This is a genomic window from Pseudomonas sp. GW821-FHT12A04 (assembly GCF_058807755.1).
The window spans coordinates 226,925-252,530 of sequence record NZ_JBXAQZ010000003.1 but is presented as its reverse complement, the minus strand read 5'-3'; the positions used below and the strand labels follow the sequence as shown (position 1 = coordinate 252,530).

At 59.5% G+C, this 25,606-nt stretch carries 24 protein-coding genes and 1 pseudogene; 18 read left to right on the top strand and 7 right to left on the bottom strand.

What is annotated here, in order from left to right; genetic code table 11:
• Window positions 1–130: 130 nt before the first annotated feature.
• On the top strand, window positions 131–1,087 hold the full coding sequence (locus AC1RS8_RS06550; RefSeq protein WP_090455113.1) for an AraC family transcriptional regulator: 957 nt from the start codon (window positions 131–133) through the stop codon (window positions 1,085–1,087).
• 51 nt (window positions 1,088–1,138) lie between these two features.
• Here the strand turns inward: AC1RS8_RS06550 and AC1RS8_RS06545 are convergent, their stop codons facing one another.
• Together AC1RS8_RS06545 and AC1RS8_RS06540 are read right to left on the bottom strand one after the other, a co-directional pair.
• A complete protein-coding gene (locus AC1RS8_RS06545) occupies window positions 1,139–1,762 on the bottom strand; it encodes an eCIS core domain-containing protein (protein ID WP_489340621.1) in 624 nt (207 codons plus the stop codon).
• A gap of 110 nt (window positions 1,763–1,872) precedes the next feature.
• Complete coding sequence (locus AC1RS8_RS06540; RefSeq protein WP_238786608.1) at window positions 1,873–2,751, bottom strand: helix-turn-helix transcriptional regulator; 879 nt, start codon at window positions 2,749–2,751, stop codon at window positions 1,873–1,875.
• A 96-nt stretch (window positions 2,752–2,847) separates the two neighbouring features.
• On the opposite strand from AC1RS8_RS06540, the gene AC1RS8_RS06535 reads away from it, so the two are divergent.
• The 8 genes from AC1RS8_RS06535 to AC1RS8_RS06500 all read left to right on the top strand — a co-directional run bounded on the left by AC1RS8_RS06535 (window position 2,848) and on the right by AC1RS8_RS06500 (window position 9,954).
• On the top strand, window positions 2,848–3,804 hold the full coding sequence (locus AC1RS8_RS06535; protein ID WP_489340572.1) for a threonine dehydratase: 957 nt from the start codon (window positions 2,848–2,850) through the stop codon (window positions 3,802–3,804).
• Between the two features lie 111 nt (window positions 3,805–3,915).
• Complete coding sequence (locus AC1RS8_RS06530) at window positions 3,916–4,611, top strand: tRNA (adenine(22)-N(1))-methyltransferase (RefSeq protein WP_489340573.1); 696 nt, start codon at window positions 3,916–3,918, stop codon at window positions 4,609–4,611.
• 650 nt (window positions 4,612–5,261) lie between these two features.
• On the top strand, window positions 5,262–5,882 hold the full coding sequence (locus tag AC1RS8_RS06525; RefSeq protein ID WP_057716608.1) for a hypothetical protein: 621 nt from the start codon (window positions 5,262–5,264) through the stop codon (window positions 5,880–5,882).
• 118 nt (window positions 5,883–6,000) lie between these two features.
• Window positions 6,001–6,207: a hypothetical protein gene (locus AC1RS8_RS06520; protein ID WP_489340574.1), complete on the top strand. Its 207-nt coding sequence runs from the start codon at window positions 6,001–6,003 to the stop codon at window positions 6,205–6,207.
• Between the two features lie 271 nt (window positions 6,208–6,478).
• On the top strand, window positions 6,479–6,919 hold the full coding sequence (locus tag AC1RS8_RS06515; protein WP_090455118.1) for an Ohr family peroxiredoxin: 441 nt from the start codon (window positions 6,479–6,481) through the stop codon (window positions 6,917–6,919).
• 78 nt (window positions 6,920–6,997) lie between these two features.
• A complete protein-coding gene (locus AC1RS8_RS06510) occupies window positions 6,998–7,450 on the top strand; it encodes an Ohr family peroxiredoxin (RefSeq protein ID WP_057714894.1) in 453 nt (150 codons plus the stop codon).
• A 127-nt stretch (window positions 7,451–7,577) separates the two neighbouring features.
• Complete coding sequence (locus tag AC1RS8_RS06505; RefSeq protein WP_057714893.1) at window positions 7,578–8,036, top strand: MarR family winged helix-turn-helix transcriptional regulator; 459 nt, start codon at window positions 7,578–7,580, stop codon at window positions 8,034–8,036.
• 412 nt (window positions 8,037–8,448) lie between these two features.
• Window positions 8,449–9,954 (top strand): multiheme c-type cytochrome, encoded by a 1,506-nt coding sequence (locus AC1RS8_RS06500; protein WP_489340575.1) that lies wholly within the window; start codon window positions 8,449–8,451, stop codon window positions 9,952–9,954.
• A 65-nt stretch (window positions 9,955–10,019) separates the two neighbouring features.
• On the opposite strand, the gene AC1RS8_RS06495 is transcribed toward AC1RS8_RS06500, so the two are convergent.
• Both AC1RS8_RS06495 and AC1RS8_RS06490 read right to left on the bottom strand, forming a co-directional pair.
• Window positions 10,020–10,190, bottom strand: coding sequence for a hypothetical protein (locus tag AC1RS8_RS06495; RefSeq protein WP_489340576.1), 171 nt, complete (start codon window positions 10,188–10,190; stop codon window positions 10,020–10,022).
• Between the two features lie 32 nt (window positions 10,191–10,222).
• Window positions 10,223–13,054: a multicopper oxidase domain-containing protein gene (locus AC1RS8_RS06490; RefSeq protein WP_493162483.1), complete on the bottom strand. Its 2,832-nt coding sequence runs from the start codon at window positions 13,052–13,054 to the stop codon at window positions 10,223–10,225.
• A gap of 468 nt (window positions 13,055–13,522) precedes the next feature.
• Here AC1RS8_RS06490 and AC1RS8_RS06485 point away from each other — a divergent pair.
• The 8 genes and pseudogenes from AC1RS8_RS06485 to AC1RS8_RS06450 all read left to right on the top strand — a co-directional run.
• Window positions 13,523–13,714 (top strand): annotated as a pseudogene (locus AC1RS8_RS06485) (LysR substrate-binding domain-containing protein); the annotation flags it as partial.
• 206 nt (window positions 13,715–13,920) lie between these two features.
• The gene (locus AC1RS8_RS06480) at window positions 13,921–14,598 is read left to right on the top strand and encodes a thermostable hemolysin (RefSeq protein ID WP_150813190.1); all 678 of its coding nucleotides are present in this window, start codon (window positions 13,921–13,923) and stop codon (window positions 14,596–14,598) included.
• Window positions 14,588–16,069, top strand: coding sequence for an AMP-binding protein (locus tag AC1RS8_RS06475; RefSeq protein ID WP_489340578.1), 1,482 nt, complete (start codon window positions 14,588–14,590; stop codon window positions 16,067–16,069). The genes AC1RS8_RS06480 and AC1RS8_RS06475 overlap by 11 nt, the downstream gene beginning before the upstream one ends.
• Window positions 16,066–16,740, top strand: coding sequence for an iron-containing redox enzyme family protein (locus AC1RS8_RS06470; RefSeq protein ID WP_489340579.1), 675 nt, complete (start codon window positions 16,066–16,068; stop codon window positions 16,738–16,740). The genes AC1RS8_RS06475 and AC1RS8_RS06470 overlap by 4 nt, the downstream gene beginning before the upstream one ends.
• Window positions 16,727–17,536 carry an SDR family oxidoreductase gene (locus AC1RS8_RS06465; RefSeq protein WP_489340580.1) on the top strand — a complete coding sequence of 270 codons (810 nt, stop codon included), beginning with the start codon at window positions 16,727–16,729 and terminating at the stop codon, window positions 17,534–17,536. The genes AC1RS8_RS06470 and AC1RS8_RS06465 overlap by 14 nt, the downstream gene beginning before the upstream one ends.
• On the top strand, window positions 17,533–18,177 hold the full coding sequence (locus tag AC1RS8_RS06460; RefSeq protein WP_090455127.1) for a tetratricopeptide repeat protein: 645 nt from the start codon (window positions 17,533–17,535) through the stop codon (window positions 18,175–18,177). The genes AC1RS8_RS06465 and AC1RS8_RS06460 overlap by 4 nt, the downstream gene beginning before the upstream one ends.
• Before the next feature lie 11 nt (window positions 18,178–18,188).
• Window positions 18,189–18,851 (top strand): response regulator, encoded by a 663-nt coding sequence (locus tag AC1RS8_RS06455; protein ID WP_057714885.1) that lies wholly within the window; start codon window positions 18,189–18,191, stop codon window positions 18,849–18,851.
• A complete protein-coding gene (locus AC1RS8_RS06450) occupies window positions 18,848–20,215 on the top strand; it encodes an ATP-binding protein (protein WP_489340581.1) in 1,368 nt (455 codons plus the stop codon). The genes AC1RS8_RS06455 and AC1RS8_RS06450 overlap by 4 nt, the downstream gene beginning before the upstream one ends.
• A gap of 91 nt (window positions 20,216–20,306) precedes the next feature.
• Here the strand turns inward: AC1RS8_RS06450 and AC1RS8_RS06445 are convergent, their stop codons facing one another.
• On the bottom strand, window positions 20,307–21,224 hold the full coding sequence (locus tag AC1RS8_RS06445; RefSeq protein WP_154909017.1) for a LysR family transcriptional regulator: 918 nt from the start codon (window positions 21,222–21,224) through the stop codon (window positions 20,307–20,309).
• A gap of 82 nt (window positions 21,225–21,306) precedes the next feature.
• Here AC1RS8_RS06445 and AC1RS8_RS06440 point away from each other — a divergent pair, with 82 nt between their 5' ends.
• A complete protein-coding gene (locus AC1RS8_RS06440) occupies window positions 21,307–23,097 on the top strand; it encodes an acyl-CoA dehydrogenase C-terminal domain-containing protein (protein ID WP_489340582.1) in 1,791 nt (596 codons plus the stop codon).
• A gap of 66 nt (window positions 23,098–23,163) precedes the next feature.
• Here the strand turns inward: AC1RS8_RS06440 and AC1RS8_RS06435 are convergent, their stop codons facing one another.
• Window positions 23,164–24,429, bottom strand: a complete 1,266-nt coding sequence (locus tag AC1RS8_RS06435; RefSeq protein WP_489340583.1) for an MFS transporter — start codon at window positions 24,427–24,429, stop codon at window positions 23,164–23,166.
• A 51-nt stretch (window positions 24,430–24,480) separates the two neighbouring features.
• Window positions 24,481–25,551 (bottom strand): sugar phosphate isomerase/epimerase family protein, encoded by a 1,071-nt coding sequence (locus tag AC1RS8_RS06430; RefSeq protein WP_489340584.1) that lies wholly within the window; start codon window positions 25,549–25,551, stop codon window positions 24,481–24,483.
• Between the last annotated feature and the right edge of the window lie 55 nt (window positions 25,552–25,606).

The window sequence follows — 25,606 nt, the reverse complement described above, 5'->3', positions numbered from 1 at the left end:
GGGGGAAGCCTCTGGGGACAGTTTCGATCGCTGATTCCGCGTTGGTGCTAATCTAGGCGTCGCAGTTCAGGCGGTGAATGACTGGTGCGCCTGAAAACCTGCTCCGGACTCCGGAAAGGAGGGCGGTCAAGTGTTGGATGCGCTTTCTGATGTGTTGCGTGTGATTCGGCTGTCTGGAGGGGTCTTCCTCGAGGCGGAGCTCACTGCGCCCTGGTGCATCAACGGCAGAATCTCGGCGGATGATTGCAAGCCGTTCCTGGCGGCACCTCGACACATTATTGCGTCGCACTTTGTCGCCGCGGGGCGCATGCAAATTCAAATCGACGGTGGTGCCGCCATCGAGGTAGGGGCAGGCGAACTCGTTTTGCTTCCTCGCAACGACGCACATTCTTTTGGCAGCGACCTGAGCATTGCGCCCATGCCAGCCAGAGAAGTCATCCAGCCGCCAGAAGTCGGCGGCATATCACGGATCAAGTACGGCGGGGGCGGCGAGGCCACGCAGTTGCTGTGCGGGTTCCTCGGTTCAGAAACACCCTTCAGTCCGTTGCTTTCGTCGTTGCCTTCCTTATTGAAACTGGATTTGCGTGCGACGGCTTCGGGCACCTGGATCGAAAGCTCCTTTCGTTTTGCTGTCAGTGAAATCGCGGCGGGCCGCGTCGGCTCGACAACGGTCATCGCCAAGCTATCGGAGCTGCTATTCGTCGAAGCCGTCGGCCAGTATGTCGCCAGTCTTCCCGCTGAGCGGCGCGGGTGGCTGGCGGGGTTGCGGGATCCGCATATCGGGCGCGCACTGGCGCTATTGCATGCCCGTCCAACCGAAGGCTGGACGGCAGAAGCCCTGGCGCTTGAGGTGGGCATGTCGCGCTCGGTGTTCGCCGAGCGCTTCACGGCATTGGTCGGACAGCCACCGATGCAATACCTGACGCTGTGGCGCATGCACGTGGCGGCTCAACAGTTGCGCGAAGGTCGCGGCAATGTGGCGCAAATCGGCTTTGCCGTTGGCTACGACTCCGAAGCCGCGTTCAGTCGCGCATTCAAACGCCAATTCGGCACATCCCCCGGCACCTGGCGCAGACAATCCGCATGAGAAGGGGCGGTGCCACCTCTTCATGGTTACCTGACCAGGCTTGATCCTTGCTCAAGGATATCGAGGCGATTCTGCCCGAGCCTGACTGGTTCGTAGCGCTCTGGCTACCAGGGCTTGAATCTTGTAGGCAGGCGCCTCGACGGCTTCGTAATCACGGGTATAACGAGTGGCGAACTCGCGATCGCCCCATTGCTGGTACTGCTGCACGTGCTTCAACTCATGCGCCCACAGCGCGACATCGTTAAGTGCATCTTCGGGATTTCGAAAGACGATGATGTCGATAAGGGTGACCGCACGTACATCGGGATTCTGCAGCATGGTGTGTGCGGCGTTCAGCTCCACATCATCGCCTACCTTGTAGCGAACCGAATCGAGCACTTGAATGTCATAGTAGGGTTCGAGCTGGGCCCGGATATTCAGCGGGATTGGCCGGATATCACCGGTTGCCGCGGTGTTGCGCGATTGCACAATCCAGTTCTGCAATCCAGAGGCCGCCATCTGGTTCATGTCGTCGAAGATCGTTCCAGCTTCCTCTTCGGAACCTGGAGCACAAAAACAAGCGACCATGCAGACCTGATACTGCCCGGCCGGGCAGGCGAAAACCGAGGACGAGGTGCCAGCGCAAAAGAGCACGATCGCTAACCGGAAAACTTGACGCAAAAAAATAGCTGGCAATGGGTTCTCCCATGGGCAATGGCGGTCGGCAGGCAATACGTTGGGCGTCTCGCGCCCATTGTGCTGCCGCGTGTTGGACCGCTGCGACACCGTTCGATTCCCTGGGTTCCTCAGTTTCTTTTGGCCACGCCAAGCAGGTCAGCTTTGGCGTGGGCTTCGCTGTCAATCTGCTCTAACCCCAAAGACTGACGCAGCTGCGCCGGACTCACTCCAAGGCGTTGCTTGAAGGTGGTCGCCATGTGCGCCTGGGAATTGAAACCGCAGGCGTAGGCGATTTCCGTCAGGGTGGCGGTCGAATCGCGCATCAGGGCACGGGCCTTGGCGAGGCGTCGGTCGATCAGGTAGCTGTGCGGGCTTTTGCCGGTGGCGTTTTTGAAGGCCCGCATGAAATACCCTTCGGACAATCCAAGCAGGCCCGCCATCGCCGGTACGCTCAACGGGTCTTCGAGGCCTGCATCAATGAACTCATCGAGCAAGCGCATCCGGCTGCCGGTTATCGAGCCATGGGGTGTTGTCGACACCGCTTCGCTACCCGTCGCCCGTTCGGACAATGCCAGTGCCCAGGCCTCCCAATCATCCTCCACAGAGGACAGCAACAGCGCCGCACGCATACGCCACGCGAGAGCGGTGGCCTGCCGGTCGATGCGATTGTTGAAGGCACGATCCCCCATCAATGCCATGCCATCGGTGCGAATCACCCGCAAGTATTCGCCGCCCTGGGGGGATTCGGACAACACGTCACACCCGGCGGGGACGAACGCCAGGCCGTTGGGCACGGCATCGAAGGGGCGTATTCGGTCGCTGCCGATGGCGTGCAGGCCTCGCTGGCTGTCGAAGGCGAAGCCGATTCCCGCCTGGGTCGCGACATAGCGGGTCGCGTAGGCGCAGCCGGGGAGCAATTCGATTGCCCAAGGGCCGGCCTCGATACGACGGACCGGTTCGGACAAGCGTGGTGGCGGCGGGCGATTTCGATGACTCATGGACACCATAGTAGTGAAGAGGAGGGACAAAAGTCAGGTCAGTTTTTTGAAAGCCGGAGTACTGCGCCGTTGTTCAGACTGGGCAAAACCTCAGGGGGACCTCTCATGCACACACTGACTCGCGACGATATCGAACAAGCTGCTCGCCACGTTTATCAGGTCATGCCCGCCACAGCCCAGTACCCTTGGCCCTTGCTGGCTCAGCGGTTGGGTTGCACGGTGTGGGTCAAGCACGAAAATCACACGCCTACCGGTGCCTTCAAAGTGCGCGGCGGTATCACGTTCATGCACTGGCTCAAGCGCGAGCACCCGGGCGCGAAGGGCATTGTCAGCGCGACCCGCGGCAACCATGGCCAGAGCCTGGCACTGGCGGCTCGCACACTGGGTTTGCAGGCGTTGATCGTCGTGCCGGAAGGTAACTCGGTAGAAAAGAACAACGCCATGCGCGGCTTTGGCGCTGAAGTGGTCGAGTATGGCCGCGACTTCGATGATGCCCGTGAAGAGGCTGCCCGTCTGGCGCACGCGTATGACCTGTTCCTGGTTCCGCCGTTTCACACCGAGCTGGTCAAAGGCGTCGCCACTTATGCGCTGGAGCTGTTCAACGCAGCGCCGGACCTGGATACCGTTTATGTACCGATTGGCTGTGGATCGGGGATTTGCGGAGTGATCGCCGCTCGCGATGCGCTGGGTCTGGAAACAGAAGTGGTTGGCGTGGTTTCCACGGAGGCGGCGGCTGCACAGTTATCGTTTGACGCTGGCGCAATTCGCGAAACCGCCTCGGCCAACACCTTTGCCGACGGCCTTGCCGTACGCAAGCCGATTCCTGAAGCCTTTGCCGTCTACGCGGCAGGTGCTGCGCGGATCGTATCGGTCAGCGATGACCAGATCGCCGAAGCCATGCGCGTGTATTACACCGATACCCATAACCTTGCCGAAGGGGCCGGTGCGTCGGCGTTGGCAGCGCTCATCTCGGAGCGTGAAGTCATGTCGGGAAGAAGGGTGGGGGTGATTCTATCCGGTGGCAACGTCGACAGATCGGTGTATGCGCAAGTGATTGCGTGAAAAAGGCCATGACCCTGGTCACATAAATTTGAAATGCACGGCATTGCTCGACAGAATCACGCCCCGATCCGGCCCAAGTCGCCGGACGTTAGTGGTGAAAAGGGGCCGCAGTTGAACGAACAGACATTGTCCATGCGCCTGGAGCGCGTTGCCGCCTATGTGCCAGCCGGTGCGCGCCTGGCCGATATCGGCTCGGATCACGGCTACCTGCCGGTGGCCTTGATGCGCCGTGGCGCCATTGCGGCGGCGGTGGCCGGCGAGGTGGCGTTGACTCCGTTCCACGCGGCCAACCGCACCGTGCGCGAGAACGGCCTGGACTCGCAAATCACCGTGCGCCTGGCCAACGGCCTGGCGGCGATCGAGCCGGGAGACGGGATTACAGCGGTCAGCATCTGCGGCATGGGCGGCGAAACCATCCGTGACATCCTCGACAGTGGCAAGGCGTACCTGAGCGGTCAGGAGCGCCTGATCCTGCAGCCCAACGGCGGCGAGCAGCCACTGCGCCAATGGCTGATGGACAATGGCTATCGCATCCTCTGCGAGGAAGTGCTGCGGGAAAATCGTTTCGACTACGAAATCATCGTCGCCGAACGCGCAGGGCCGGTGATCTACACCGCCCAGGAGCTGTACTTCGGCCCGTTGCAGATGCAGACCCGCAGCCCGGCGTTCCTGGTCAAGTGGCAGCGCAAGTTGCGCCAGAAACAGAAGACCCTGAGCCACTTTGCCCAGGCGCAGCAGGCCGTGCCCGAGGAAACGGTGCAGGACATCGCTCGGCAGGCCCGGTGGATCACCCAATTGCTGGCTTGAGCAAGCCTGGGGCACCGCTCAAAAAGAACCTCGATTCAGCGTGGGTGTGGCTGAGTCGAACGAGACGCGTCGACGGCCCCTTCAGGCGACTCGAATTTGCCGGTGACCAGTAGGCAATTTTCGCCATTGGTCGGGGCTGGCGACGAAAGTTCAGCGCAATAGCGGTTTTTTTTTCGGTATGCATGGTGAAGCGATTCAGCACCGTAGCTATGCAGGTTTCAGCCAGGAAAACAGGTACCTCCAGGTGTTGGATTTAGTACCGTTTGTCGAGCGTGCTGCTCAAAAAGTGAACGATTTTGATATGCTTCGCTCTGATTTACCGGCAGGCGGATCCTTTGACAGTTCGCGCTGCACTCACTAATAAAATGGACGTATACCTCATCTGCATTGAATGGAATGCGCATGGGGATTTTTTTTACCTGAGACCTGGAGTGATAGTATGTCGTCATCACTGACTTGCTGGGCGAGTCGCTCTCTCTTGTAATACCAAATTATTTAGTCGATTCAATCAATGCGAACTTGATCGTGCAGGCGCAATTAATTAATTAATTCGCATGCCTGGGGCATGGTCAATTTGCACTGCCGCAATAAGTGGAGATGTAATCTTGGATATTAGTACAATTATCGGCCTGATCGGCCAGAAAGAATCCATGGAGTTTTTGCGTTTAGGCGTAGTGTACGTTCACCTGTTGGCTTGCTGCGTAGCTATTGGCCTGGTGTTTGCCAGCGATGCGGCAATGGTAAAGGACTTATTGAAAGGTCGCGTGTCGTCGGGGCACGATAATGAACATATGGCCAGTCTTCAGAAGTCTGTTTCCAATGCGTTGATATTCTTGTGGGTCACCGGAGCTGCGATTATAGGTATTGATTACCTTGAAAAAGGCATGACCTATTTTGCTAATCCGAAACTTCAAGCAAAAGTTATTATTGTATTGTTGCTGACGTTCAACGGCATGCTGTTGCACCGCTATGTATTGCCGGCAATGCTGAAGGCCGGTTCGCTGCTTGATCTACAGATCAATGTGCGAATGTTTGCCCTGTTCTCTGGCGCACTGTCGGGCGTGTCCTGGTTGTATGCCGCCATGCTCGGTGTCGGTCGACCGCTGGCCTGGAAGTATTCGCTCACCGAGTTGCTGATGGCCTATCCGGTGTTGATCGTGCTCGGCTTTGCGATGATGGTGGCGCTGACCCAGTGGGCGCGTAAGCGCAACGAAGCAACTCCGGTTCAAGAAACTTCGTGGTTGTTTGCGGGTATTCCTGCGCTGCGCTGAACTGACGAGACTCCAGGAAAAGACGGGGGAACCTGTCTGAACCTTTCAAACATCAGACCCCCTCCTTGTGAGGGGGTTTTTTGCGTGTGGGGCTCAGGAAATCAAAGAACCGGCTCGAATGGCCGGTTTTTTTTCGAGTGAAAAACGTCCATTTCACTTCAGCGCCAAAGCGTTGATCGTCATGGGTGAAAGCGATCCGATGCGCGTAACCAGGGGCTCCGGAGGGCCGGACGGTGAGAAGCCCATCATCCTTTCCGCAAGGGAGAGGGTAGCGAGGTTGATCTCGCGTCTACCGCTCATCGGCAAGGCACAAAATAAACTTTGACATCATTGGTGCTTTGGTTGAATATTCATTCATCGCATACGATCTAATCGGTAGCGATTAAAAGTAATGACAACCCCTGCCGTTTGGAGACTCAGCCATGAACACCGGAAGCCGCCGCACAATGTTTATCTCAACCGCTCACGCTTCCCATGGCCAAAACGGCAACAACTGGATCATTGCACACGCCAATTGATGAACGTTGTCTTTTTAAATGTCATAAATATCGCATGCGATATAATCGCACGAAAAATCAAATCCTGAGGAAGTCCCCATGAGCAAGATCGAAAAAGTACTGGCAACCGGCAAAACCCACACCACCCACAGCGGTGTCGGCGGTCACAACGGCAACCTCGATATCGAACTGTCGTCACCGGGTTCCGCCCAGCCGGCCCACGTCTTTACCGCTACACAGCCGCACCCGAAAGCCGAGCAACTGTTTGCCGGTGCCTGGTCTGCCTGCTACACCGCGGCAGTGGGGCTGGTGGCCCAGGAGCGCAATATCGTGTTGCCGGCGGATATGGCCGTCGACATCGAAGTGGACCTGGGCCAGACTGGTCTGGCCTATTTCCTTCAGGCCCGACTGACCCTGCGAGTGCCAGGGCTGGCACAGAATGTCGCGACCGAACTGGCGCACATTGCCGATTCCATCTGCCCTTACTCCAAAGCCACACGCGGCAATATCGACGTTGCCCTGAACGTTATTACGGCGTGATGCCTGGATGCGTCACTAATATCGCATGCGATAAAAGCGTGCACGAACATAACTCACTGTAATCCTGAGGGAATCATCATGAGCAAGATCGAAAAAGTACTGGCCAGCGGCAAAACCCACACCACTCATAACAGCGCGGGCAACACCTCGCGCGGTCACAACGGCAACCTCGATATCGTGCTGTCGTCCCCCGGCAGCGATACACCGGCACACGTGCTCACCGCCGTCCAGCCGCACCCGAAAGCCGAGCAACTGTTCGCCGGAGCGTGGTCGGCCTGTTACATCGCAGCGGTGGGGCTGGCCGCTCAACAGATGAAGGTGACACTGCCGACCGACACCGCCGTCGACATTGAAGTGGACCTGGGCCAGACCGGCGCGGCTTACTTCCTCCAGGCCCGACTGACCTTGCGGGTGCCGGGGCTGGACCAGGGAGTGGCAACCGAGTTGGCCCACAACGCCGATGCAATCTGCCCTTACTCCAAGGCCACACGCGGCAATATTGATGTCGACATCAACGTCCTGACGGCATAACCCACTACACGGCCAGCTCACCGGGGATTTCCCCGGTGAGCTGGCCGTCGGCGTTTATACGCACTTCCGATACCATCGCGTACGACGTATAGTTTCGGTCTCGCAAGATTGAGCCAGGAGAACGCCCATGAAAAACACCGACAAGACATCCGCCCTGGATCTCAAACTCACCGACTTCCTGTGTTTTGCGGTCTATTCCACCAACCTGGCCTTCGGCAAGGCCTACAAGCCGATGCTCGAACGGCTCGGCCTGACCTATACGCAATACATCACCCTCGTTGCGCTGTGGGAGGAAGACAACCAGACCGTTGGCAGCCTCGGCGAAAAGCTGTTTCTCGAATCCAATACCCTCACGCCGATCCTGAAGAAGTTGGAAGCGATGGGTTATTTAATGCGCCAGCGCGACCCGGAAGACGAACGCCAGGTGCGGATCAGTCTGACCAAAGAGGGGCGAAAACTGCGCGAAGGTCTCACCGAAGACGGCTTCCCGCAAACCGGTCTTGATCCCGACGACTTCGTGCAGATGCAGAAGGCCATTGTGAAGTTACGGGGCAATCTCATTCGATCGACCAAGGACAGAGAGTAAGTCGTATCGAGTAAAGTGAGTGGCCCCGGATTTGCGAGGTGCACCCCGCAAAGAAACCCTGGCCCTCCCGTCTGACACCCCCCCGATTCGGAGTGAGCCCCCCACTAATGGGGGCTATTGCTCAGCGGTATTCGCATGTTCATTAACCGGTTACTTCAATCGCTGGCCAATGTTTGCGGATCTTTCAGGTCACCACGCCTATTTTATACAACGCTGGCAGAGTAATTGCTGAGTGAGCTTGTCCCGTTCATGCAAGGTGCAGGGCCGGGATGCTGTGGAGCTGTCAGTACTCCATTGAGTGATTGCCTGTAGCCATCGGTTTGCATCACGAAGTAGCCCTGGCTTCTCAATACCGGGCCTACTCAATAGAAGTACTGCGGTCATCCTCTGCAACCGTCCAGGGGAAATGCTTATGAGCCACTCCAGACATACGTGTGCGCAGGTAGCACTGCACCGGTTGTGCTTTCTAACCTGTCTGCTGACGGTAACGCTGGTGGCGGCTGAGGAACCTCAGGGCAATGACAATCAGAACAATGAGAAGTGGCTGGAGCCGGCACGCTCCAGGCTCATGCATGTGATTGGCGCGATGCCGTTCTTTCCGCATCGGGCCAATACCACCGGCAACCTGGTCTTGAATGTGAAGGACTTCGACAATGCCCAGGTCTGTGGCGCTTGCCATACGGAGATCTACAGGCAGTGGCGCTCGTCGATGATGTCCCAGGCCTGGGATGAGCCCATCTATCGGGCCTTGCTCAAGCGTGCGAGCGCGGCCACCGAGGGCAAGGTCGATAACTTCTGCACCGGCTGCCATACCCCGATCGGTCTCACCACCGGGCAGATCACTTCGCAAGTCAACCGCTCCTCGATTGAAGACAGTGCGAAGAATCATCCGATGCCCGGGGTCGATTGCGACACCTGCCACAACATCAGTGCCCGCACGGGCCTCGATAACGGCGCCTATGTTCTGAGCCCGCGAGCGCACGGCAAACCGACCAAGTTCGGCCCGCGCAAGGATGCCGTTTCGCCTTATCACGACACCGTGTATTCCGCTCTGCACACGCGCTCGGACTTTTGCGGCACCTGCCACAACGTCACGCACCCGTTCAGCAGCGTGGCGGTGGAGCGCACTTATGACGAATGGCAGGAGAGCACGTACAGCCTTAACAATGTGACCTGCCAGAGTTGCCACATGCCGGGCTTTGCGGGCAAGGCCGCGATCATGGGGCCAGACCGTAAGGAGGTGGCCTCGCATTGGTTCAGCGGAGCCAACGCGACGATGCTCAAGCATCTTGGTCAGGAGGAGGGCGCGCAACGCGCACGCGACATGCTCGCGCGCGCGGCGCAAATAACGTTCCAGCAACTGCCGGCCGCCATCATTCCCGGACAATACGCCTCGGTAGCCGTCAAAGTGACCAACGTCGGCGCAGGGCACAAGCTGCCAACCGGCTTTCCCGAGGGGCGGGAGATGTGGATCGATTTTCGGGTGCAGGATGCCAGTGGTCGCGAGCTCTATCGCCTGGGTTCGATCAAGGACGGCAAGACTGAAGTCAACACGCGAAATTTCAAAGTGCACATAGGCGACAAGAACGGCAATCCATTGGACGTCGAGGTCTGGAATGCCACGCAGATACTCTCGGACAATCGCATTCTGCCCAAGGGCTACAATATCGGGGAGTTCTCCTTCCTGGTGCCGGCCGACGCCGTCGGACCGCTGACCCTGACAGCCGATCTGAACTACTGGCCGTTTTCCCAGAAACTGGCCGACTATCTGCTCGGCAAGGATAAGCTGCAGGTGGAAATCACCCGGATGGCCAATGTCACGCAGAGCGTACCCCTGTCGACCGGATCCGATACGGCGAAGCGGGCGGTACCCGCGAAGTTGAAACTCGACGACGCTAGCGCTTACTACAAAGAATGAACATGTCATTACCATCGTCGAACAGGTAACGCGTCACGGACAGCCACTGCATCCAGTAACTCGCGCTATAGCAAGTGGCTCTTGTGGGGCTGGTAACTGCGCAGCAAATCAACATGCAGACTGTGCCGGCCCAGTACCCGTCGGAGTCTGCCAACCATGTTCACACCGTCGACTTTCAAGCCGGCCTGACGCAGGCACACCTCAACCAGGATGTGCCCACGCGCGGTCAACTTCACCGCATTGCTCAGATAGTTGAGCAGAGACGCCGCTAGCCTTTGCCTCCGCTAACACCGCTGCCGCTACTACCGCTACCGCTACCGCTACCGCTACCGCTGCCACTGCCACTGCTATCTTCCTGGTTATTGTCGACCTCGACCTGTGGTCCCACACCATCTCCCGTACGGAATGTCGGTAACGCAACCGAGGCCACGAATCTCACGCCGTCCCAGCTTGGCAATGGAGTGGGCATCAATTGGAACTGGCCCGGGTGCTCAGAGTCCCAGCGCAGCAGCATCGACGTGTCCTCATGCTGTGTGTTGTGGCAGTGCTCCATGTAGGTACCGGCAAACTCACGGATGCGGATGGCCATTTCGACATTGTCGAGGCTCTCAGGATGACGGCCTATATTGTAGATATCTTTGCGCGCCCCTTTTTCCCATTCGGGTGGTGTCTTGCCACCTCGAGTGAGAATGATCCCTTCCTCGAAGTGCACATGCACCGGGTGACTCCAGCCATTGCCGCCGTTCTCGATCTTCCAGATTTCCAGCGTGCCTTCACCCTTGAACCCTGCCGGTGTCGGGCCAGTGGCCAGTTGTGGTGCGGCTGAAATCCGGCGCGGGTCCATGTTGAAGCCTTCGCCGCCATCGGTCTTGATCGTCCAGGGCTTGAAATCCGTGCCGTTGGAGCGGCCAAAGATAAAGGTGCGGTGCCGCGCCTGGGCAAGCCGGGCGATATCGGCAGGGTCATCACGGTGCAAGGGCAGGGGGATCATGAACTTGCCCTCGGGCTTGCCAGGCTTGGCGGGCTCGAAGTCGACCGGATTCATGCTGACATCCTGGCCGGTGTAAGGCTTGACGTTCAGTTGCATGAACACGCCCACACCCGGGTCACCGTTGACCCACTGTGGCCCGTGGCTGGTTTGCCTGACAACGGGCAGGTACTTCCCGGAGAGTACATCCGCCAATGGAATGTCACGTTCGGGACGCTTGCCGTTTTCATGCTCCTCGATGTTGACGAAGAAAATCCTGTCGCCTGGCTTGATGCCGTTTTTCGCGAAGTCGACGACGATGTCATAGCGTTCGGCAATGCCCTGTATCGGCAAAATGGCATTGTGGTCCTGTGTGTCGCCGTCGCCATCGAGGTCCAGGCTGCCATCGAACGGCACTGCGTGCTCCATGATATTGCCGTCGTTGGCAATCATGTGGAACGGCACCCGGTTGTATGAAACCCCGGAGCTTTTCGGGCCAGGAAACTCGCCACCATTACCATTGACCTGACGCACCAACGCCAGCTTGAAGTAGCGAGAAACCGATCCGTTGAGAATGCGCAAACGGTAGCGGCGGGCACGCACGTCCAGGAAGGGCTTGTACTCCCAGTTGGTCAGGACCTGATCACCGAGAAAACCGTCGGTATTGAAGGGGTTGAACCACAACTGGCCGGCCTTGTCCCAGGCCTTGTCGGCGATCGTCAGGTTGACGTCATAGTCGCGGTTACCCCACCCCAGCCCCGAACCGCTGGGCAGACGCAGGTTGACCCCGTCGTCGACCGACTCGTTGCCACGATCCACGGCGCTGTAGTAGTTCATCATCGTGGCGTTGCCCTTGTAGACATTCTGCGCGGTGAAATCGAGCATGTGGTCGTGGAACCAGTGGGTGCTCATGGTTTCGCGCCAGTCGCCACGGATCTTGATGGTGCCGCGGTCGCAGGTCTTGAAGCCGGGGTTGGCGTCGTTGACGAAAAGCTTTTCACCGGGGTCGCACGGGAACGCCGCACGCGGATCCTGAGCGCTGGTATTGATGCTGTCGTAACCGGCCAACTGGATCGGCCAGCGGTAGTCGTAGTACTGGCCCGGGAAGAAGAACGCGTTGGCAAAGCCATCGCTTTCCGCGGGCGAGTGGCCGTTATGCTCGTGGGTGGAGATGGTGTGCAGGCCAAAGCCCCGGTTGGCCGATGGGTCAATGGGCAAGGCATCGTAATGACGCATCAGCATCGCCTGGCCATAGCGTACTTGCAGCAGTTTGGGCGGAAAGGTGCCGTCGAATGTCCACAGCGCATTATGGTCCTGGACAGGGAAGTTGTCGTGAAATTGCACTTGTATGCCCTTGGTTGTGCCCTCGTTGGCCGGGTTGCCGCTGGTGTTGTGATAGAGCCCGCCTGGCGCAAATTCCCCCACGGCGTAGTTATGCCGTTGCATACGATCACGCAAGCCGCTGTTGACGTGCGCGCCTGCTTGCACAGTCTTGAAGGCGTTGCGCGGAAAAAACTCATTGAAACGCTGGTGCGACCAACCTTTTCCCGGTGGCCGGCCTTCTGCGGGCGAATCGACTCGGCGATTGAGGAAATCCTCGATCTGCGCCTTCCACGGGTTGCGGTCCAGTACATTGGAGAACTCTGTCGGGAAGGGCGTCAAAGCTGGCTGCCTGAGAAAGGCATCCAGCGCAGCCGGCGACGGGCCGCTACGCGCCACCTTCAAGGGATCCTGCGCCGGTGCGGGGCCCAGCGTCGGAACCGGAAACGGAACAGGTGATGGAGGGTCGGCCGCATCCAGTTTGTTCGAGCCGAACTCCTCGAAAAGCTCGAGCTTCTGTGTGAACGGTTGAACCCCGAACACCGGGCTGGCATTACCGTTAGTGGGGATATTGAAGCTGGGTTGCAGATCGGGTGGCAGCACATTGTCGACCAAGGGGGTCTGGCGGTTACCGGCCACACCATTGGGTAAGTCGAAGGCGCCGACGTTTGCGGGAGGCTGCTTGAGCAAGTCCCTCAATGCGGCATTGGGGTCGGCGGGCGGATTGGTGAACGCCGATGGGTCGGTAGGAGGCGGGGGATCGGTGTTGTCGAGGGGGACTGCCTGGGTCTGGGACAAGCCCAGCCCCAACATGATCGCGGCAGCAGAGATACTCAGCGCCAGCCTGGTTTTGGACAAAAGACTAGGATTCAACCTTCCGGTATCCAGTTTCATCGCAAACACCTCTGACGGGTTCCTCGGAGCGTGGCAATAGATGAGCAACGAGCCACGGCTCCTGGCCCGGCTGGCGAAATGTTTGATTTCGAGCCGGGATGGGAACGATGCAAATTTCCCGCCGAAAGTGACAGGAGGTGACTAATGGCTCTACGCCACGCCCCCCCTTGTCCGCTGGCTTCAAACTGGCGTATGAGCAGCCAGGATGAATACCCCGATGACGGGGAATATCCCCCAATAAAGGGTGCGATTGTGCGGGGTGTCTGGGCCAGGAGAAGTGGCTGTTTTCTGAATGTATCGATGACCGGTTGCTTTCATTCGTCCCGACTTCATCGGTGCCCGCTGTTGGCCGAAGTGACTAGTGCGTGAGGGCAGGGATACTGACCACTGAACCTGGGTATCGTTTTGCTGCCCGAGGGCATCGCTGAGCAAGACCTGATCAATGGAAAGCTGCTTAAGGTCTTGCCTCAATGGCACGCCACTTCGGTTTCAGTGTATGCGCTGACCGAGACGCGCCTGTTGCCGGCGAAAACCCAGCGGTTCATCGAGTTTTTGCGCGATCAACTGGAAGGGGCATAAGCATCCGCGCCACGAGTACCTGTGGCCAGCCAGTCGGGGGCACCGGTTAAACCCCCGTATTTGTTGGCCTAAGTCCGTTCCTGAAGCAGGCCATGGCATGTCATTACGGACTGTCACCCAAGGCGACAATCGTTTTTTCACCTTCAGACTTCGTTAAGAAATGCCTTTGATACTTCTCCCCAATTGATCCGGGGGAGATGTTTTCAATGTCCGATTTCAACTGGAACGTTCAGTTGCCGCTGCACTTTGGCCTGACCGAAGCGCAGCAGATGTATCTCGTCAGGGCCTTGCCGGACGCCCCGCAACGAAGCGCCTTCGAAGCCTTTATCCAGCAACGCTTTCGTAAGGCCCACGGTGCCGATATTCGCCACTTCATGCCGGAGCTGTTTGGCATGAGCGAGGCGTCCGGCGCGCTTTGCGCGGTGATTGGCGTGCGTCTGGCGCGCAGCGGACCGCTGTTCCTGGAAGGTTACCTGGACGATGCGATCGATCCGCTGATCAGTGCCGCGGCCGACCAGACCGTAAGCCGCTCAGCCATCGTAGAGGTAGGCAACCTGGCTGCCAGCGACACCGGCAGCGCACGTATGAGCATCATCGCGATGACCTACCTGCTGGCCATGGGGGGGCTGGAATGGGTTGCCTTCACCGGGAACCTGGGGCTGGTCAATAGCTTTCACCGCCTTGGCTTGAAGCCCGTGACCCTGTGTGCTGCCGACCCGGCGCGTCTGGGCGAGGACCGCCACGCATGGGGCAGTTACTACGAAAGCAAACCGTGGGTTCATTTCGGCAATGTTCGCTCCGGTTTCATTCATTTGCGCAACATTGGCCTGTTCAGTCGCCTGGGCTTGCCGACCTCTATTGAAGGTGCCTGCCATGTCGCCTGAAATGGAGCGCTTCAAACAGACCCTGCGTAATCATGCTGAGCAAAAAACCAACGCCATTGCGTTGTGGGGCGATCATCTGAAGCTGGACTACGCCACGCTGTATGCCGAGGTCATTTTTCGCCAGCAGCGCCTGCGCGATGAACGGGTCAGGGTGGTCGCCCTGGCGCTGGACAATGGCGTCGAAGCTCTGCTCTGGGACCTGGCCGCGTTGTTCGAGGGTTTGACCTGTGTAGCCTTGCCGCCTTTTTTCAGTCCGGCGCAACGCAGGCATTGCCTGGAGCAAAGCCAGGCCGAGCTCGTCATTGCCGAGCCGCAATTGCACGACGAACTGCTGGCGACCGGGTATCAGAAGTGCGGCGAGTTCTGGCACCGCACGTTCAATGGCCCGAACCGGATGCTTGAAGGCACTGCCAAGTTGACCTTCACCTCGGGCACCACAGGCACACCCAAGGGCGTGTGCTTGAGTGCCGACAGCATTCTGCGGGTCGCTCATGAGCTGCACCTGGCCAGCAAACCCACCGATCCGCAACACCACTTGGCGCTGCTGCCGCTGGCCATTTTGTTGGAGAACATCGGTTGTTACGCTGCACTGTATGCCGGCGCCACCTTGAGCCTGCCCGGCCCGAAAACCCTGGGAATTGAAGGCGCCAGCGGTGTGGATGTGCCGACATTGTTGAGTTGCCTGGCCAGCCGATCGCCCCAGAGTCTGGTTCTGGTACCGCAGTTGTTGCTGATGCTGGTCAACGCTGCCGAGCAAAAGGCTTTCGACCCACAGCACCTGCGTTTTGCCGCCGTGGGCGGCGCCCGGGTCAGCGAAGATCTACTGCATCGCGCTCAACGCGTGCGCATACCCGTCCATGAAGGTTACGGGCTGTCGGAATGCGCGTCGGTCGTGTGCCTCAATCGCCCGCAAGCACAGCGCCCCGGCAGTGTCGGACGGCCATTGCCCCATGTAGAGATTCGCTTGGCGGAGGACGGCGAAGTGCTGATCAAGGGTTCAACCTTGCTGGGCTATCTGGGAGAGGCGCCGCACACCGCCCAGTGGTGGCCCAGCGGCGATCTCGGCGAGTTCGACGCCGAGGGTTTTCTTTACCTCAAGGGACGCAAGAAACATCAGTTCGTTACCAGTTTCGGGCGCAACGTAAACCCCGAGTGGGTGGAAGCCGAATTGACCCAGCGCGGGCCTGTCGCCCAGGCCTTCGTCTATGGCGAGGCCATGCCTCACAACCATGCGCTGCTCTGGCCCCATCGCCCGGACTGCACCGACGAACAACTGGCCGCCGCCGTGGCCCAGGCCAACGAGGCTTTGCCCGAGTACGCCCAGGTCCACCACTGGAGCCGGCTCGACCAACCCTTCAATGCCACCAACGGCTTGCTCACCGCCAATGGCCGGCCCCGCCGTGACGCCATCGTCGAACGCTACCGGGGGCAATTGAGCGAATCTGCATTTTCCGAGGAATCCGCACCATGAGTTTTTTTGACACGTTGCAAAAAGCCACTGAGCAAGAACGCATTGAGTTGTTCAACCTGCCGATCATCCGTGATGCGCTGGAGGGCGACGTCAGCCTGGAAAGTTACCGGGCCTTTCTGGCTCAGGCCTATTACCACGTGCGCCATACCGTGCCGTTGATGATGGCCTGTGGTGCGCGGTTGGCATCACGTCTGGAATGGCTGCGCGAAGCGGTATGTGAATACATCGAGGACGAATACGGCCACGAACAATGGGTACTCAATGATATTGAAGCCTGCGGCGGTGACAGAGCCGCTGTACGAGATGGACGCCCGTCATTGCCGATCGAATTGATGGTCAGCTTCCTTTACGACCTGATTGCCAGGGACAATCCGGTGGGTCTGTTCGGCATGGTCAACGTACTTGAAGGCACGAGCATCGCCTTGGCCACACACGCCGCCGGCAGTATTCGCCAGCACCTGGACTTGCCGGAAAGCGCCTTCAGCTACCTCAGTTCCCACGGCTCACTGGATATCGAACATATGCAGACCTACCGTCGACTGATGAACCGTCTGGATGACCCGGGCGACCAGGCCGCCGTCATTCACGCCTCCAAAGTGGTGTACCGGCTCTACACCGATATGTTTCGTGGCTTGCCGCGTAACGGGGAGAACCTGCATGCGCCTGTCTGAAGCTCGCGTCGTGTTGACCGGTGCCAGCGGCGGCATCGGCCGGGCCATCGCCACCGCACTGTGCGCCAGTGGGGCCCAGGTGCTGGCCGTGGCTCGGCATCGGGAACCGTTGGTGCCGCTGCTTGAGCGTTATCCCGGTAACCTGAGTTGGGTCCGTGCGGACCTGACGTTGCTCTCCGACCGCCGTCAGGTGTTGGCGCAGGCCCAGGGCATCGGTGGCATCAACCTGCTGATCAATGCCGCCGGGGTCAATCATTTCGCCATGCTCGAACAGCTGGACGACAGCGAGATCAATTCGATGCTCGCGGTGAACATCAGTGCGCCCATGTGCCTGACAAAACTTTTGTTGCCGCAGCTAAAGCAAGCCGCCAGTGCCATGGTGGTAAACGTCGGTTCGACCTATGGCTCCATCGGCTACCCCGGCTACGCCAGTTACTGCGCCACCAAGTTTGCCCTGCGCGGGTTCTCTGAGGCCCTGCGCCGGGAGCTGGCCGACACTCGGGTCAGTGTGCTTTACGTCGCCCCGCGAGCGACCCGTACCAGCATGAACAGCCCGGCGGCCCAGGCGCTGAATGATGCGCTCAAGACCAATGTCGACGATCCGCAAGCCGTGGCGGCCGCAGTGATTCACGCCATTGCCGGTGACCGTCGCGACTTGTACCTGGGCTGGCCCGAACGTTTTTTTGTACGCCTGAACAGCTTTTTGCCCCATCTGGTGGACCGTGGGTTGCGCAAACAATTGCCCCTGATCCGCCGCCTGAGCCAGAAACCCGACCAGGAGAATGTCAAACCATGAGAAAGATCATCGCTTGCCTACTGCTTGGCGCAATGAGCCAGAGCGTCTGGGCGCTGGACCCCGCCGACCAGCAGCGCCTCAACGGTATCCAGCAAAGCTGGGCGCACATTCAATATGAGTTGCCCGAGGGGCAACGGACCGCGGCTTTTGAAAAGCTGGCCGCTCAGGCTTCGAGTTTCAAGCAGGAGCGCCAAACGGTGGCTGAGGCCTGGATCTGGTCTGGCATCGTCACCAGTAGCTGGGCGGGCGCACAGGGTGGGCTGGGTGCGCTGAGCAAGGTCAAGGATGCGAAAGCCGATCTGGAAACAGCCTTGACCCTGGACCCCAAGGCCCTGCAAGGCTCAGCCTATACCAGTCTGGGGGCTCTCTATGACCGCGTACCGGGCTGGCCCATCGGTTTCGGCGATTCGGACAAGGCCGAACAGTTGCTCAAGCTGGCATTGCAAATGAACCCCAACGGCATCGACAGCCTGTACTTCTGGGGCGATCACCTCTACCGTCAGAAGCGTTATGTTGAAGCCAGGGCAGCGCTGCAAAAAGCCTTGCAGGCTGCGCCTCGACCTGGCCGCGAGAGCGCTGACGTCGGGCGCCGCAAGGAGATCGAGACGCTGTTGGTGGATGTGAACAAGAAACTCGGCTGACAGGAGACCCTGTGCGCTTATTACTCATAGAGGATGACGTGGCGCTCGGCGAGGGTATTCATCAGGCCCTCAGCCGGGAAGGTTATACCGTCGACTGGTTGCAGGACGGCAACAGCGCCTTGCACTCGCTGCGCAGTGAAATCTTCGATCTGGCGGTGCTCGACCTTGGCCTGCCACGCATGGACGGTCTCGAAGTGCTCAGGCGCTTGCGTGACAGCGGTTCCAATCTGCCGGTGTTGATCCTGACCGCGCGCGATGCCACCGAAGACCGTATCGCCGGTCTGGATGCCGGCGCCGATGACTACCTGATCAAGCCTTTCGACCTGGCAGAATTGAAGGCGCGCATACGTGCGTTGCTTCGTCGCAGTGCCGGGCGTGGACAATCGCTGATCGAGCACGCAGGTATCAGCCTGAACCCCGGCACCCAGCAAGTCAGCTACAAAGGCGAGCCAGTAGCCCTGACACCTAAGGAATACCAGTTGCTCCACGAACTGCTCTCGCCACCGGGTCGGGTAATGACTCGCGATCATCTGATGCAGTTGCTGTACGGCTGGAACGAGGAGGCCGAAAGCAACACCCTGGAAGTGCACATCCATCACCTGCGCAAGAAGTTCTCCACCGATCTGATCCGCACCGTCCGTGGTATCGGCTACTTGGTGGAGGAGCGTCGATGAGCTCTATCCGGCGTCGGACCCTGGTCCTGATCATCGGCCTGATGCTCGCCGGCCTGGCCGTGATCAGTGTGTTGAATCTGCACGACAGCAACCACGAAATCGCCGAAGTCTATGATGCCCATCTGGCCCAGAACGCTCGCCTGCTACAAGGCGTCATGCGTATGCCCATGGTGAGCAAGGAACATGCGGATCTGTACAAGGCTTTCAACCAGGCCCTGAACGAGGCGACGCCCGGGGGCGAGGGACATCCGTATGAAACGAAAATTGCGTTTCAGGTCTGGAACGCCAGGAACGAAGTGCTGGTACATACGGCCAGTTCTCCGTCCTTCAGCACACCCGCGGTCACACCAGGTTTCAGCGATGTAGTCGACCTGAACAACCGGCATTGGCGTGCCTTCCTGCTTGTAGACAAGCAGAACAACCTGCGCATCTGGGTGGGCGAACGGGACGACGTGCGAATGGACTTGGTGGACCGCATCGTACGCCACACACTGTGGCCCAATATCCTGGGGAGCTTGTTGCTGGCCGCCATGATCTGGCTGGCCATCGGCTGGGGACTCAAACCACTGGTCAATATGGCTGCAACGCTGCGGGCCCGGCATCCCGGTTCACTCGAACCCTTGCAATTGACGCCGCTACCCACTGAGCTTGAGCCCATGCAGGCCGCCCTCAATCGTATGCTCGCGCAAATTCAGGACGTCATGGGGCGCGAGCGACGCTTTATCGCCGACGCCGCCCACGAAATGCGTACACCACTGGCCGTGCTCAGGATCCACGCTGAAAACCTGATGGCGGCGGGGAGTGAAGCGGATCGTCGCGCATCGCTCGAATTCTTGATTGCCGGCGTGGACCGTACCAGCCGACTGGTTAACCAATTGCTGACGATGGCTCGTATAGAACCTACAGCAGGGACTAAAGCGCCTGTGCCTATTGATCTGGCCAGCACCGTTCGCGAAAGCCTGGTTCAGTTGACGCCCTGGCTACTGAGCAAGGGGCTTGAGCTGGTTTTTGATGTCAGGGACGACATCAGTCTTGCCAGAGTCGACCCCACTGCGATCGATATTGCCTTGAACAACCTGGTGACCAATGCGGCGAATTTCTCTCCCCGGCACGGAGTGATCACCGTCAGGCTCGTAGAAAAGGAAAATAGCTACGAACTGACTGTCGAAGATGAGGGGCCGGGCATCAATGAGCAGGATCGTGAACGGCTTTTCGAGCGTTTCTACAGCAGCGGAAATCATCAGGGTGCAGGGTTGGGGCTGACTATCGTCAAGGCCATTGCCGATCGCTTTGGGGGGCAGATCAAACTGGAGAATCGCAGCCCTGGAGGGTTGCGCGCTACGTTAGAAATTCGTCGCTCTTGACGTTGTTCCTGGTGTTGTCTGGCGCAACCGAAAAATCACTTCGGCAAACCCCAGGCGTTGGCTCAGGCAAGGCGTTATACCGGGCGTCCGTTCAGGCCGGCCGCACCGCCAGGATTTGCTCGATCAGCCACGCCAGCGCCGGCTCATGTTGGCGTTGCGCCAGATACACCAGTTCGAGGTGGAACGAGCCGACGTCGAATGGCAGTTCGAACACCTGTAGCGGTAGCAACTGCGCGAATTGATTGGCCAATTGGGTCGGCAGGACGACGCTCAAGTCGGAATGGGCGACCAGGTGCGCCGCCTGCAGGTAGTTGGGCGTGGTGTAGACGATTTTGCGCGACAGGCCTTGCTTGCCCAGCCATTGGTCGACCATGCCCCGCGACTGGCCGCCACTCACCCAGAGATGACGCAGCCCCAGAAAGTCATCCAGTGTGAGTGTGTCGTGTGCCAGCGGATGCTGCTTGCGCACGGCCAGCCGCAGGGTTTCGCTGTGCCAGGTCCGGCGGGTGAAACGCGCTGGCACTTCTTCGAAGCGTCCCAGAACCATGTCCAGTTCACCCCGATCCAGCAGCTCGGCAGGAAGGCTGGGGGCCAGGTGAGCAACGTCGATACGCAGGTTTGGCGCCAGCTCTCCCAGGCGTGCCAGCAAGGGCGGCATGCACAGCTGCTCGACAAAGTCGGTCAGGGCGATGCGCACCTGCTGCTGGCTCAGGCGTGGGTCGAAGGTTTCCCCGGCATTGAGTGTCTGTTCGATCTGTTGCAAGGCCGCGCGAATCGGCCCCTCAAGCGCCAGCGCCCGGGAGGTGGGTTGCATGTGGCGGCCAACCCGCACCAGCAAGGGGTCGTCGAACAGTGAACGCAGGCGGGCGAGGGCGTTGCTGACGGTGGGCTGGCTGAGGGCCAGGCGCTCGGCCGCTCGCGACACGTTCTGTTCGCGCAGCAGCATATCGAGCACCCGGAGCAAATTCAGATCGAAGCTTTTTAAATTCAAATTACAAATACCAGGCATATGAAAATGAAATTTCAAAAATAGTAGGCGCCTGCTTAGGGTGACGGCAATCTTTTCCACTGCGCCAACCCATGAGGCCGACATGAAGTATCAAGCTCCCCTGCGCGACATGCGTTTTGTGCTGCACGAACTGTTCGATGTCAGCGGCCATTGCGCGCGGTTGAACAATGGGCTGGACCGGGAAACCATCGACGGCGTCCTCGAAGAAGCCGCCCGCTTCGCCGCCGAAGTGGTCGCGCCGCTGAACCGCAACAGTGACGAGCAGGGCTGTCAGTTGATCGACGGCCACGTCACAACGCCCCAGGGATTTCGCGACGCCTACCGGCAGTACGTTGATAACGGCTGGGCGAGCATGACCGGACCGCTGGAGTTCGCCGGCCAGGGTTTCCCGCAGCTGATTTCGGCCAGCTTCCACGAAATGCTGATGGCCGCCTCGTTGTCGTTTCGCATTTATTCCGGCCTCACCGAAGGCGCGGTGCTGGCTCTGCATCGCCATGGCAGCGAGGCGCTCAAGCAGGCTTACCTGGAGAAAATGGTCAGCGGTGAATGGTCCGGTACCATGTGCCTCACCGAGCCCCAGGCCGGTACCGACCTTGCCCTGCTGCGAACCCGTGCCCAACCTCAAGCCGACGGCAGCTATCAGGTCAGCGGCAGCAAGATTTTCATCAGTGGTGGCGAGCAGGACCTGACCGCCAACATCGTTCATCTGGTCCTTGCCCGTTTGCCGGATGCACCGGCCGGGGTGAAGGGCATCAGCCTGTTCCTGGTTCCCAAGTTCATTGCCGCTGCCGATGGAACTCCGGGGCCGCGCAATTCGCTGAGCTGTGGCGCACTGGAACACAAGATGGGCATCAAGGGCGCGTCCACCTGCGTGATGAACTTCGACGGCGCACAAGGCTGGTTGATCGGTGAAGCGAATCAGGGGCTGGCCTGTATGTTCACCATGATGAACGATGCACGCTTCCAGGTTGGCTTGCAGGGACTGGGCATCGCCGAGGCCGCCTTCCAGGGTGGCCTCGCTTATGCCCGTGAGCGCCTGCAATCGCGGGCCATCAGCGGCCCGGTGGCGCCGGACAAGAGCGCCGACCCGATCATCGTGCACCCCGATGTTCGGCGCATGCTGCTGACACAAAAAACCTTGAGCGAAGGCTGCCGCTTGCTCGCGGCGTACACCGCACTGCAACTGGACCTCGAACACGGCGACCCACAACCCGAGGCTCGCCAGAAGGCGAGTCGTCGGGCAGCGCTGCTGATTCCGATCGTCAAGGCCTTCTTTACCGACGTCGGCCAGGAAGTCGCCAGCCTGGGCGTTCAGTTGTACGGCGGCCACGGTTACATCCGCGAGTGGGGCATGGAGCAATTGATGCGTGACAGCCGCATCACTCAGCTATACGAAGGTACCAACGGTATCCAGGCGCTGGATCTGCTGCGGCGCAAGGTGCTGGGCGACGGCGCAACGGAACTGGGCGCCTTGATCGATGAGCTGGCCGTGCATGTCGACGCGGCCGGCTCGCAAGCAGCGCTGAGGCAAATGGTCGAGGCAATGCAGCAGCGTCTCGCCGAGTGGCGTGAACTGGGTACCGAGGTGGTCGAGGCGTGTCGGCGTGATGTGCAGGAAATCGGCGCCATGTCGGTGGACTTCCTGGCGTACAGCGCTTACGTGCTGGTGGGCGGACTGTGGTTGCAGGCGGCTGTGCGTGCCCAAGCGGCACTGGATGCTGGGACCGACGAACCCGGGTTCTATCGGGCCAAGCTGCAAGCGGCGGATTTCTACTGGCGCCGGGTGCTGCCCCGTGCCAGTGGCCACCGCGAAAGCCTGCGGGGCGGAGCCCATTGCCTGATGGCCATGGACGAGGCCGATTTCGCCTTTTGATGGCAGCGCAGCGCGGCGGTAACCGAGAGACTCCGGTTACCGCCGCGCTGCATGCACCGTCTATATTCAGGCTTGCGCAGCGCTGACTTTGCCAGTGATCGTGGCGTTTTTGCGGACCGCTTGATACAGCAGGCTGGACACCATGAACCCGACAATGGCCAATACGCTCATCAACGAGAACACGTAGTTGTAGCCCTGCTGACCCGGGAAGTGATCAAGGATGGCGCCATAGATGACGTAGGCGAACATGCCCGGCGCATAGCCGATCAGGCAACCGATCCCGAAGGCTGAACCGGTGATGTGCTGGGGAATGCCGACTTCACCCATGGGTGCCCAGAACACGCCGCGCATGGAAAAGACAATCAGCGCGAAGGAGAGGGTGGCCGCCATGCCTGCGTAGATGAAATCCGGGTTTTTCGGGATGAGCATGATGACACCCATCAGCGGCAACAACGCCAGGAATGCCCACTTCAGATAGCGGCTGGAACTCTTGAACTGTTTGTCGGCAATGAAGCCACCGGCAGGGCCGCCCAGGATCTTGAGGAAGTACTGGTTGATGATGCCGTAGGCGCCCACGAGGGCCACGGGCAGCTCGTACATTTCCTTGAGGTAGGGAATGAAATAGGTCAGGCCGCAGTACACGATGTAGACCATGAACACGTTGAGGCTGACCAGCCAGATGCCCGGCACCTTGATGGCCTCGAACAGGTTCGACAACCCGTTCTTCGGCTTGACGGTCGACTGGGTATTGCCGCTCTTGAGCAGCAGCCAGGTCAGGGTACCGGCAAGAATGTCGATGACCGAGTAGAACAGGATCGCCGATTTCAGACCGTTCTCACCGGAGCCCATGGCGACGAAGACGCCCAGGGCAGAGAAGGCGACCAGGGTATCGATGACGCCACGCCCGCCTTCGAGCAGGCCGAACAGGCGACCCTGTTCCTTATCGTCGCCCAGGTTGCGGATGGCTTTGAGCAGCGAAGGCCAAAAGAGGCAGTCGGCACACACGGCCAGCAGGCAGAATACCACCAGCAGATTGCTGAAGGGCGGGAAGGTCGCCAGGTACAGCCCGAGGCCGCCGGTACCGATCAAGCCAAGGGGGATCAGCTTGCGCGTGTCGTACCGGTCGGCAAGCATGCCGCCCACCACGAACAGCGCGGTGGCGATGATGGCGTTGGCGCTCAGCAGCACGCCGATTTCAGTGTGGGACAGCCCCATGAATTCTTGCATGGGGATGTAGAAGGCGTCTTTGAGATTCGCCAGCTTGTAGATGGTGCCGCCACCGAGGATGAGAATCAGGAATCTGAGCCATTTGGCCTTGTCTTGGGATGTCATTATTGTTCTCCAGGCGTTATTGGGTAGGCAGTGCCGGTCGGCACGTCAGGTTCAGGCGTTAGCGCAATGGGCCAGGGTCAACTCGGCCAGGGTGCGGAACTCGGCCAGCAGACCTCGTACGTAGGCGACCTGGTTGTTTGCCCAACGGTGCTCATCGGCCAGCATTCGCTCCAGCGAGAAGCCTTCCGGCAGCGCTGTTTCACTCATTTCCCGGTACGCAATGAACGGGTCGGCGGCTTCGTCGAGCTGGCGGAACGCCGGGGCGACGTAGTGGTTTTCCTGCTCCAGAATGAAGGCGATCACTTGCGGGGATGATTCGCCGAGCATCAGCAATTCGAACAACATGCGTGCGTTGGGCAGGTCGTCTTCGTCACAGCCTTGCAGCACACCGTAATGCCCGAAGCCGTTTTGTTCAGGCACGATGCGCACACCCTTGAGGTGGGTCTGGCGTATGTGCGGCGCCAGGGTGCGCAGTGCCGCCAGGGGCTGCTCGCAGGCATTGATCATGTTGCCGAAGTCGAACAGCGCGTGCAGGCGAGGGTGGTTCAGCCGGTTCAGCAGTTGCGCGATTTCGGCGCTCTTGAGTTCTTCATGCTGTTCGAAGTCGAAGAACAGGTCGTGCTCGTCTGCCTGTTGCGCGAGGTAGTGCAGGTCTGACTCGATCACGTCCATGACCCGGGACAGCGCCCCTTCGTAGCGTGAGTAGACACGGATGTTGCGGGTGCCCAGCGTCTTGGCAATGGCGATCACTTTATCGACGTCTTTTTTCAGCGTGCTGCTGATTTCCAGATGCACATCCAGCCCCAGCGCATTGGCCTTGGCAGCGAACGCCAGAAGCTGCGCGGTTGTCATTTGACTGAGGCTGTTTTCCTCACCGTCGAGCAGGTGCAGGCTCAGGCCCTGCAGTTCGTGGCGATAGGCAAAATCCAGCAGGTCGCCAGGGGTGACACGGCCGTGGGTCAGGTTGGTCAGCAAGGGGTAGGCATGGGCAAACAGGCGCAACTGTGCCAGTCGGTCGAGCAACCGGCGAGCCAGTGCCTCAGTCAGTACGGGGGGAGTTCCGGCCTCGACAGCCTTATGGCTGAGCAAGGCGTTGAATCGTTCCTGGATCTTATTGTTCATTCGAGTCGTTCCTGGTTCAGACACCGGGTCTACCGGCGCAGCCTTTATCGCGCCA